This window comes from Psychrobacter sp. 16-MNA-CIBAN-0192 (assembly GCF_040309565.1).
Classification (GTDB): domain Bacteria; phylum Pseudomonadota; class Gammaproteobacteria; order Pseudomonadales; family Moraxellaceae; genus Psychrobacter.
Genome location: NZ_JBEOOX010000255.1, coordinates 1 through 271, shown reverse-complemented (window position 1 = coordinate 271; position 271 = coordinate 1). Strand labels below are relative to the sequence as shown.

Genomic DNA, 271 nt, shown 5'->3' with positions numbered 1-271 from the left:
CTTATAAAGCGCTACGAAATAAGTATCCACAAATCATTTGGCACTATCGATCGACCGCAACGCTTTTTGCCTCAATGCCAACTCAAGAGCTACCCAAAAGCTTTACTCAGTTTCGTAAAAAAGTAGAGTATGAGCATAATCTATTGAGCGCTCAAGACGATCTTGCCATTTGTCAAACCCCCACTAAGTTACCACCTATGCCTAAAACGCTAGATAGTAGCCATTATATTTTTGAATCCAAAACATTTGATAAATCTGTACAGTTAGAGCC

The 271-nt window shown here is 39.1% G+C and carries 1 protein-coding gene; it reads left to right on the top strand.

The window, feature by feature from the left end; all coding sequences use genetic code 11:
• Positions 1-271 (top strand): hypothetical protein (locus AAEY78_RS13150; protein WP_352339748.1); only part of this gene is annotated, 271 nt, incomplete at both ends.